The sequence below is a fragment of the Dapis brunnea BLCC-M229 genome (genome assembly GCF_050015995.1).
In the GTDB taxonomy this organism is placed as follows: domain Bacteria; phylum Cyanobacteriota; class Cyanobacteriia; order Cyanobacteriales; family Microcoleaceae; genus Trichodesmium.
In genome coordinates this window covers 19459-29764 of record NZ_JBNHEP010000021.1, presented here as the reverse complement: position 1 = coordinate 29764, position 10306 = coordinate 19459, and the positions used below count along the sequence as shown (strand labels likewise).

6 protein-coding genes and 1 pseudogene are annotated in these 10306 nt (G+C 36.1%); 3 read left to right on the top strand and 4 right to left on the bottom strand.

Features of this window, described 5'->3' with window-relative positions; all coding sequences use genetic code 11:
* Positions 1-94 precede the first annotated feature (94 nt).
* Positions 95-2623 (top strand): CHAT domain-containing protein, encoded by a 2529-nt coding sequence (locus ACP6PM_RS02145; RefSeq protein WP_426581413.1) that lies wholly within the window; start codon positions 95-97, stop codon positions 2621-2623.
* Positions 2624-3293: 670 nt separating this feature from the next.
* On the opposite strand, the gene ACP6PM_RS02140 is transcribed toward ACP6PM_RS02145, so the two are convergent.
* The gene (locus tag ACP6PM_RS02140) at positions 3294-4001 is read right to left on the bottom strand and encodes a hypothetical protein (RefSeq protein ID WP_426581411.1); all 708 of its coding nucleotides are present in this window, start codon (positions 3999-4001) and stop codon (positions 3294-3296) included.
* Between the two features lie 22 nt (positions 4002-4023).
* On the opposite strand from ACP6PM_RS02140, the gene ACP6PM_RS02135 reads away from it, so the two are divergent.
* Positions 4024-4266, top strand: coding sequence for a hypothetical protein (locus ACP6PM_RS02135; protein WP_426581410.1), 243 nt, complete (start codon positions 4024-4026; stop codon positions 4264-4266).
* 657 nt (positions 4267-4923) lie between these two features.
* On the opposite strand, the gene ACP6PM_RS02130 is transcribed toward ACP6PM_RS02135, so the two are convergent.
* On the bottom strand, positions 4924-5364 hold the full coding sequence (locus tag ACP6PM_RS02130) for a hypothetical protein (protein WP_426581409.1): 441 nt from the start codon (positions 5362-5364) through the stop codon (positions 4924-4926).
* On the opposite strand from ACP6PM_RS02130, the pseudogene ACP6PM_RS02125 reads away from it, so the two are divergent.
* Positions 5350-6148: pseudogene (locus tag ACP6PM_RS02125) on the top strand (IS630 family transposase); the annotation flags it as partial. The gene ACP6PM_RS02130 and the pseudogene ACP6PM_RS02125 sit on opposite strands and share 15 nt — an antisense overlap.
* Before the next feature lie 529 nt (positions 6149-6677).
* On the opposite strand, the gene ACP6PM_RS02120 reads toward ACP6PM_RS02125, so the two are convergent.
* Both ACP6PM_RS02120 and ACP6PM_RS02115 read right to left on the bottom strand, forming a co-directional pair.
* Positions 6678-8132 (bottom strand): protein kinase domain-containing protein, encoded by a 1455-nt coding sequence (locus ACP6PM_RS02120; protein WP_426581407.1) that lies wholly within the window; start codon positions 8130-8132, stop codon positions 6678-6680.
* A gap of 1061 nt (positions 8133-9193) precedes the next feature.
* Positions 9194-9859: an FHA domain-containing protein gene (locus ACP6PM_RS02115; protein WP_426581405.1), complete on the bottom strand. Its 666-nt coding sequence runs from the start codon at positions 9857-9859 to the stop codon at positions 9194-9196.
* Between the last annotated feature and the right edge of the window lie 447 nt (positions 9860-10306).

Sequence of the window (10306 nt, the reverse complement as noted above, 5' to 3'; positions counted from 1 at the left end):
TATCCGGAGATGATCTTAATGGGCTAAAGCCCAACTACAAACAAAACTTCTTTATGACTGATTATCTGGACATGATATTACCTGTCGATCTAATATGAAAATAGTAAAATTTTTTGCCATCGCCCTTTTCAGTTTGTGTCTCAGTCTCGGAATTAATATTTTATCTCCCGTTTTTGCCGAATCTTCTGCTTCTAACCTAGTTCAACAAGGAGTACAACTACTACAACAAGGAAAGGCAGAAGCAGCATTAGACATTTGGCAACAAGCAGAAATTATTTATCGCCAAAATAACAATAAACTTGGTATCATCGGCACTCAAATTAATCAAGCTCAAGCTTTAACCAGTCTCGGTTTCTATCGACGCTCTTGTAATATTGCCCTAAAAGCGTTTGGCAATGAATTAGAATGCGATCGCTTGACTGCAAGTGACTTAGAAAATGTTCTACCAAAATTTAAAACATTCAATAATAACTTGAATTTTCAGGGGTTACAAACCTTGGGAAATGGACTGTGGGCAATCGGTAAACTTAAGTTATCTCAACAAGTTTTAGAAGCTGGTTTTCCTTTAGCAAATTCTCAAAATTTAAAAGGTCAATTACTGCTCAACTTAGGGAATAATATTCTTTCTCAAGCAAAAAAGTTTGCTAATTTTAAAATGAGAAAACAAAGAGAAGTACAAGCACTTAAAGCTTTGTTTGAGCAAGGTTTATCCTATTATCAACAGGCTCATAATGTTTCTGATGAAAAATTAGTTCAAGTTCAGGCAACTGTCAATCATCTGGATTTATTACTCAATTTCAGACAATGGTATAAAGAAGCTGAGGATAATTTCCTCCAAGCTTATATACAATTTCAGATTGATACTTTGCCTCAAAGTATGGAAATATTAAGACAAATAAATCCTAATATTAACTCTATTCAGCTAACAATAAAGTTGGCAGAAATTTTAATAGATTTTGAGAAAATAGACCCTCGATCTACTTTGGTTAAAATTAAAACTACTTTAACTGAATTAACTACCGCTAACGAACTACTAAACCAAGCAATTCAGCAAGCAAAAACCTTGGAGAATTATCGCTTAGAAGCTTATGGAATTGGAGTTCAAGGAGAATTAAGTCAAAAAAATGGAGAACTTGAAAAAGCCCTCAATTTAACAAATCAAGCCTTGGCGATCGCTCAAAAAGTCTCAGCTTCAGATGTTGCTTATCAACTCCAAGAGCAATTAGGAGATATTTATAACAAGCAAGGCAATTCTCCAGAAGCTCTTATTGCTTACAAATCTGCTTTTAATACCCTGCAAGTTTTACGACGCAATTTAGTCGCTCTCAATAGAGATGTTAAGTTCAATTTTCGTGCTAGCGTCGAACCCTTGTATAGAAAATTGGTGACGTTATTGCTGCAACCACAATCTGAATTGACTCAACCTAGTTTATCAAATATTAAAGCTGCTCGTGAGGTTATCGAATCTTTACAACTAGCAGAGTTAGATAACTTTTTTCAAGATGCTTGTATTACTGCTGAAGACATTAATATTGATGAAATCGATAAAAATGCAGCTATTATTTATCCAATTTTGTTGGAGAATCAATTAAGTGTCATTCTTAAATTGCCTGGTACTGATAATTTTCGCTATGCTGCAACGAGCGATAAGGATTTTGAAGAACAATTTCAACAAAGCTTATTACGACTATTGGTTAACATTACTAGCATCCGACGACCGGTCGCTCAACTTCAGTCAAGCTCTAACCAACTGTATCAATGGTTAATCGAACCATTTGAAGCAGATTTGGAGGCAGATTTAAAACATGATGATAGCCAAATTAAAACCATAGTTTTTGTTTTGGATGGATTCCTCAGAAATATTCCCATGTCTGTGCTTTACGATAGTCTTCGGCAACGATATCTAGTCGAACGATATGCTATTGCAGTAGTTCCTGGGTTACAATTAGTCGATTCTAGTCCTTTATTAAAAGAGCGGATACGAGTATTAACTGCTGGAACAGCTCAAGAAGCACCAAGTTATGCATTAGAAGGCTATAATTCCTTACCTAATATTCAACAGGAACTAGATACAATTAATAAAACCATACCACAATCTGAGCAGTTAACAGATACAGAATTCACAAAAATCAACATCCAAAACGAGATTAATTCTGCTCCCTTTACCATCGTTCATATTGCAACTCACGGACAGTTTAGCTCTAACCCTGATGATACATTCATTTTAGACTGGAACGAACGGATTAATGTTCGAGATTTAGACCAATTGCTCCAGACTGAAAATTTGAAGCGATCGGATCGAGCGATCGAATTATTAATTTTGAGTGCTTGTCAGACAGCAGTAGGAGATGGACGAGCAGCATTGGGTTTAGCTGGAGTTTCCATTCGAGCTGGCGTTCGTAGTGTTTTAGGCAGTTTGTGGAGAGTCAGTGATGCTTCTACAGCAGAATTAATGAAACAATTTTATCAGCAATTATTACAGTCAGACAGTTCCCAACTGAGAAAAGCGGAAGCACTGCGTCAGGTTCAAATTAAGTTTATCAAAGGAGATATAGAGCCAGATAAAGATTATAATAAGCCCTATCATTGGTCATCTTTTATTATTGTTGGTAATTGGTTGTAGTTATGCTACTAGCGTATCTAGGCTAAAATTGTGGGTCAAACCTAACCCCCCAACCCCCTTCCTATCCCCCCTTGCCCCCCTTTGAAAGGGGGGAGGAGGGAAGGGGGAGTATTTCTCCCCTCTCCTTGCAGCAGAGGGGTTGGGGGAGAGGTCTTCATTGACTCGCTCCTTACCCACATTTTCAAGCTAGATGTGCTAATGCTACTAGCGTATCTAGGCTAAAATTGTGGGTCAAACCTAACCCCCCAACCCCCTTCCTATCCCCCCTTGCCCCCCTTTGAAAGGGGGGAGGAGGGAAGGGGGAGTATTTCTCCCCTCTCCTTGCAGCAGAGGGGTTGGGGGAGAGGTCTTCATTGACTCGCTCCTTACCCACATTTTCAAGCTAGATGTGCTAATACTACTAGGATGTCTAGGCTAAAATTGTGGGTCAAACCTAACCTACAGATCCCCCTGTTTCCCCCTTAAAAAGGGGGAGGAATTTCCCCCCTTTTTAAGGAGGGTAGGGGGTATCAAAACGGGGTTGGGTGATATCAGATATAGAAACCCGGTTTGTATTAAATGCCGACCATACTAACATCTGCCTCCCATAAACCCGGTTTCTTCTCACACTCCAAAGCACAATTTATCCCTAAACAATGTTGGGTTTCATTCTTCAACCCAACCTACGCAATTACTTCTTCTTTGCCTTTAACGTGCTACTATAACCCATAGCACTAAATATTAATAAACCAAAAATAGCACTGGGTTCGGGTACAGATGCTGGAGGAGAAGCTTGAGGTAAAATGTATTCTACATTTCCTTTCACTTCTCCACTACCGTCATTAAAATCGAAGGAATCTTGAGATAACTGCAAATTATCTGCGTTAAAAGATAATCCCAGAAGATCGCCATCTAAAAATAAAACTTCAGGGCCTGAGAAAGGACTGCCAAACATGAAGTCTGTATCATCTTCATTGGTATAGTTAGTACCCAAAAAACGGAAACTTAGATCGGAGACTGAGAAAGATTCTTCACCTACTCCTGTGAATCCTAAACTATAATATGTCAGGGAACCATCAAAAATTTCATCAACTAAACTGGTCTGAGAGCCTCGTTCTACTGGTATTCTAGAATCTTCTGTTATAGTAACTATAAAATCAATTGAAATTTCTCTAGGTTCTATCGCACCAGGTAAATATGGTTCAAATGTAAATTGATCGGCATCAAATTTTTCTCCAGTTACAGAAGATTCGCTTTCATTATTAAAAGGAGTGAACTGTGAGATTACTTGGTCAATAGTGACGCCATCTGGTAAATCTTCAGCACTAAGAGTTTCATTGCTACATGATGCTTCAAAAGGTGGGATTACAGATTGGTCCTCAATAATAGTGCATGTCATCGTCTCCCCAGGAAAATTGGGTATGGGGATACCAGTGTACGTTATTGTTATTTTCCCATCTGGTACCCCATTTGATGCAGTTGACTGTGAACTGGTTGCTGATTGGTTTCCCACATTGATGTTAAAAGCGAAAGCTGATTCATTTCCTACTAATATCGATCCACCTAATACTATTGAAAGGGAGAGGAATTTTGACAGAAGAGAATTTTTAATCATTGATTATATCAGTTTATCAGATGTTTCTAGAGTAAAAAAAGAGAGATGAAGATATTCGTATCTACATAAATATTTTTAGGTAGTGCGTCAAGGAAGTGTAAGAAGTATGGGAAGTAGAAGGAATAATTGTACCTGTATCTTTTTGTGCAAGTCTGCCTTTCGTTCTAACTTTTTGGTCTTCAAGGCTGAATTCTTTGCACTTTTTTCCCGATAAAAGTCCGAAAAGCTCAATCTTTACAGTACTTTTAGATGATTATTGACCAGCCCTACTTACTTATCCCACACTTTACTGATGCAAAACCCATTTTTATATACATATTATTAATTTTGACACAACCGTTTTTCTATTGTCAAGACCATCTGCATGACTTTACAGCATCTTCATAAAAAATCAGTATTTTATCGTAGTAAAGTCGATAGATAATTAAGTAGGTACGCACAAAAAAGCTTAACTACTGGACTGTTTCACCTAAAATAGTGTATTAGGGAGTAGGGGAGTAGGGGAGAAAGATTGTGGTTGGGTTACCCTGACGGGATCTTGCTACGTCCCTTAACCCAACCGACATCTATTGCAACATTTAAGATGAAACAGTCCACTACATTAAGTGTTGTGAACTAACTCTGAGCTACTACCTAAAGTTGATTTGAGGGAAGTTAAATATAGGTTTCGGGAATCACCTTAAGCAACAAAATTTTCCCATTCCCATCAATCTTGATACAAATACTTCTCTACAAAATCAGTAATTTCTTTATCTCGGAACTCTTGGGCTAAATTTTTTAGATGTTGGGCAAAGGGAATATATTTTTGGTCTAACTCTTCTAGATAGACTGCTCTTTCTTGAATTTTTCGCATACTGCCTAGCATGACAAATTCATATAATATTTCTATTTCTTCTGGAGGCGGTGGAATTATAGATTCAAGTTTTTCCGATCGACTAATATTATTTTTATCTGGTTTTTCTTTATGATGATTGTTACTAAAATTTTTATATATTGAAATAGTAGCTTGATAGTTTCCGTAGTGTTCATAAGCAATACCTAAATTCAAAAATATCCAATCTGGAATATCTGCTAAATGGGAAGCTTTTTTTAGATAAAAAACTGCCTCTTGCCATTGATTTTTTCTCCCTAGTTTATAACCCTTCAAAGTTATTACAACTTACTCAAAGAAGCGGGAATAACTTGGAAAAAACTCGCGCATAAGAATCCCGCTAAAAATGATGAATTAATGAAAGAAAAAAAGCGGTCGTTTGGGGAGCAGTTCGTAGGATGGGATGGCGAGGTCTCCGTTCCCTCCGGGACGCTTCGCGAACGCTTGCCTCCAATCGACCAAGAGAAAATAAATAGAGGAATTATTGACTAAATGGCAACCAGAAATAGAAGCTGGAAAACTAGCAGTGTTTATGATTGACGAATGTCATCTATTATGAGGTGATATCTTAAGCTATAGTTGGGAAAGAACAGATAAAATAATAGAAATTCCGATTAAAAATGATTTGGAAAGACAAACTTATTATGGAGCCGATTACTGTCAAACTAAGGAATTTATTGTGCAATAATATAAGAGCGTAAATACTGAAAATACTATTGAATTTGTTAAATATTTACAACAGCAAAAGCCAGAAAAAAGATTAGCAATATTTTGGAACGGTGCAACTTATCATAACTCTCAAGAATTTCGAGAATATTTGATATTAATTAATCAAGAAAAACCCTAAGAAGAATGGTTGATAAATTGTACAAAATTTGCTCCAAATGCTCCTGAACAAAACCCCGTTGAAGATATTTGGTTGCCAGCCAAAAATTTTATCAGAAAATTTTATCATCTTTGCAGTTCTTTTAAAGTAGTTAAGTGGCTATTTAAGTTTTTTGCAGATGGTCAAATATTTGATTTCCCAAAACTTTTTCAGTATGGAATTTTGCCACAACCAATGCGCGGATTGCTATATATTAGGTACTCGTTGAATAAATTATTCAATCTTAGGCGTGAGGGTAGAACTTAGGAGTCAGGAGTAATAGGAATTACAGAAGAACTAGAAGAAAGAATTGTCTGAAATTTTTCCGCCCTTGTCTGCTCAAAATGCTCATATTTTGAACTAGAGTAAGCTAAAAGCTAGCACTTTTTTCTGTGAAAAAAGGCTAAATAATTTACAGATAAAGGCTTTTAGAGTTAATCAGCAAGCCCTATTTATTAATTCCCGATCCATGGGAATAGTCAAACATTGATATAGCCAATCTAGCAATTTTTAACGATTGCTACTACTATATTTTTTATATTTTTGAATAATTGTTATTGCTAGGCAGGTAGCTCTAATATAGTACTATGCAAATAGGCCGTGGACATTGATAAATGCTCAAACTCAGTCTGGGATTACTTCTGACTTCTGTACGGGCGAATGGCCATTCGTCCCTACTTCCCCTCCTGGCTCCCCTCCTGGGAGGGGGCGGGGGTGGGTTGGGTTAGGGGTGGGTTGACTTCTGACTTGCGCGTAGCGGTATAGCTTCTAGCAAGTTTTTTTGATTAACTAAAATCCAGCCTTTTAATCCTAATGCAAATTCAGAATTATTATCTAGTTTTAAAGCTAAATTGCATACAATTAATGCTTCTTCCCATCTCCCTATTTTGGCTAAAGACCAAGCAAAATTTGCCTGTATCCAAGATTCCTGTGGGGATAATTTTACAGATTTTTCCAACTGTTTAACTGCTTGTTGCCAATTTTCTTGACGACAATTAATTAGCCCTAAAACTCCATAACCTCTACCATCATTAGGATTTATTTTAATTGCTTGATTAGCTGCAATAATAGCTTGCCGATCTTCTATATGAACTAATATCATTGCCAACTCTACTGCTGCTATGCCATTATCACTTTCTTGGAGCAAACATTGTTGATAAGCTGTGACTGCTTCTGTTAGATTTCCTTGTTTTAAAATCTGTCTTGCTTGTTTTAATTTTTGAGAAATAAACTTACCTTTAAGTGCATCAATTAATTCATCAGCCGTTTGAAAACGTTCCTCCATTTCCATCTTCATTCCTGTTAAGATAATTTGTTCTATTTGGGGAAGAATTGATGGTTCTATTTGCCGTGGAGAAATTAAAGTTTCTGACCCTAATCTAGCGGGTGCTGCTACTGGCACTTTACCTGTTAAAGTATGATAAATTGAGGCGCAAACAGCATACAAATCTGTACTGGAATTAAGTTTCCCTAGATTAGTATATTGTTCAATGGGTGAATATCCAGGTGTTAACATAGCGGTCATTTTATTAGTGAGACCTGCTAAAAATTCTCTGGCAGAACCAAAATCAATTAGGATAGCTTTATCTTGAGAGTTAATAATAATATTGTCTGGTTTAATATCCCGATGGAGGAAGTTATTGGCATGAACTAAATTTAAAGCTTCGGTGATTTGAATAAAATATTTTTTGACAATATTTTCTGGCAGTTTACCTCTTTCCGTCAAAATTTTGGATAGAGGTTTACCTGAGACAAATTCCATAACTAAATAAGCTGTATTGTTAGCTTCAAACCAGTTAATTACTCTGACAATATTGGGATGAACACATTTTTTTAGAGATTCTGCTTCGGTCTTAAATTTTTGGATTTGTTCCTGTTGAATTTTAGGAGTAATAGAGGGAGGCCAAATAATATTAATCCCATGTCTGAGAAACTTATTTGGGCAAAGTTCTTTAATAGCAACATCAGTGAATTTTTCTAAATCAGTTGCTTTATAAGTAATGCCAAAACCACCTTCACCTAAAGTTTTTTCTATTCTGTATTTACCTTGGTGAAGTAAAGTGCCACTAGGAAGTTGATATCCTACAGAATTTAAGCTTTTTAAAGCACAACCACAGGCATTACAAGTAATGGCTTGATCAAGATTTTCTGCGCCACAAATTGGGCAGTTGATTAACATTTTTTATCCTTATTTTACTACAAAAGGAAGGCACGATACGGATTTTAAAAAAAGCGGTTAGCACTCAGCACTCAGCAGTCAGCAAGATTATTTTTCTAAAGTTTAGAATAGAAGGGGATTTTAACCCCTGCTAAACAATCCTGTGCTTGGGGTTACCGAAACAATTAAACAATTAAATAATTAGATAATTAGATAATTAGATAATTAGATAATTCAGGTTTAAAGCCTCCCCTTTCAAGGGGAAAAAAGCGGTCGTTTGCGGAGCATGACCTTAGGATGGGATGGCGAGGTTTCCCGCTCTTACAGAGCCGCTCCGAAGTTCGCCATATCCAATCTCCCCTTGAGAATAAATTTTTTCCTTTTAGTCAATCCTCTCCCTAAAAGGGAGAGGTAATTATCCATTATCCATTAATGAAAGGGGATTTTAACCCAGTAGGGGCGAATGGCCATTCGCCCCTACAAACTGTTAACGAAGTTCCTCCGAAGGAGGCTAGCTGAATGCTAAAAGGTGATAGCTAGTGAAAACGGATTTTATGGATAATGAGAAGGAATAAATAATAGCAATTTTATTCAGTCGCAGCTCTATCGAGTAGGGGTTTGGAAATAAAACCCTTATGTCAGTTACAGGAAATGAAAATTATCAAGTACCGCATTATTTTGGGGAATTGGTATAATCAGTAATCATAAATAAGTAGGTAGGAAAAATTAAAAGTCAAACAACTGTAGAAAATAAATTTTCCTAAACCATTCTGAATCCTCCTAATTTAAAGTTGTTAACTTTATTTATAAGCATATACTTATATCAAGTTCGGGAGCATCGGTATTGTCTATTCGAGTTAATTAATGGATAATTGATAATTAATAATGGATAATTAATAATTACCTCAAGAAAAACCGTAACGGAATATGTATCAGGAAATATCCTAGCACTTTTCTCGAGGGGAGATTGGATCTGGCTAGGTTTCCTCAGCATCCCATCCTACTCCAAGCTAGGAGTGAGAGACAAAATTTAGTTTGTTTAATCTTCTCACTCGTCAACACTGCCAATTCTATAGCTAAGTTCAAGTAATTAGAAATAATAACCGAATTTTACCTATGGCAATTTCATCTCCAGAGTTTAATATTTCTGGTTTATTGATACGGTATCCAAACCGATTTTGACCTGTAGGTTTGATATAAATACCATTAGTTGAACCCATATCTTTTATCTGCCATTGATTATTTTTAAAAGAGATTTCTGCATGGGTTGAGGAAACAGTCTCATCTCCATAAAATCCATCTAAATCAATTTCTACTGGTCCGATATCTGGGTTGAATTTACCAATAATGGCATTGTTACTATCGATAATAAATTCTGTTATGGGCGCACCTACTTGTTTAGATATAAGTTTAGGAACAGTGCCATTAATAAGAGTGGGATTAGTAGAATTTGCAGGTGATATATTGGCTGTTTTACCAGCTTCTACAATCGGGGTTTTGCTGGTAGGGATATTTGTAGATACTGGTGTTTTTTGGGGATAGTTGTTAATATTTTGATTGATATTGTGATTCAGGTTTAGTTGTTCTTCGTCTGATTGTATAAATGTTTGTGCTTCTCGGTCTTTAATCCCTTTTTCTTGAGCTTCAAATAAAGTAGTTGATGCTCTAATTTCTGAACCACAAATTTCGCAAAATTGGTTTTTGTCTGCATTTCTGTCGTAGAAACATAAATTACAAGTAATAGCCATAATTATCCTTAAAAATAAATTTATTTATAACCATTCAGCCATCAGCTAGCCTTTTACAGAGGAACTGCATTAGCCTCCTGCGGAGGAACTGCGTTAACAGCTATCAGCTATTTTTAAGCATATCGAGCAAAGATGCACCTTTTTGTAGGATTCTTTTTTCAAAGTCGTATAATACCAATTCCCAAAAATAAAACTATACTTCCTCAAAACTTCAGTTATTAAGTAATAAGTAAGGTTCAGAAATATTTTTAACGATTCTAGGCATTAAGCAAAAATATCTTATTCCTAAAAACTTTATTCCCCATCTCCCTACCTCCCTATCTCCCTACCTCCCCTTCCCAAAAATAAAACTATACTTCCTCAAAACTTCAGTTATTAATTAATAAGTAAGATTCAGAAATATTTTTAACGATTCTAGGCATTAAGCAAAAATATCTTATTCCTAAA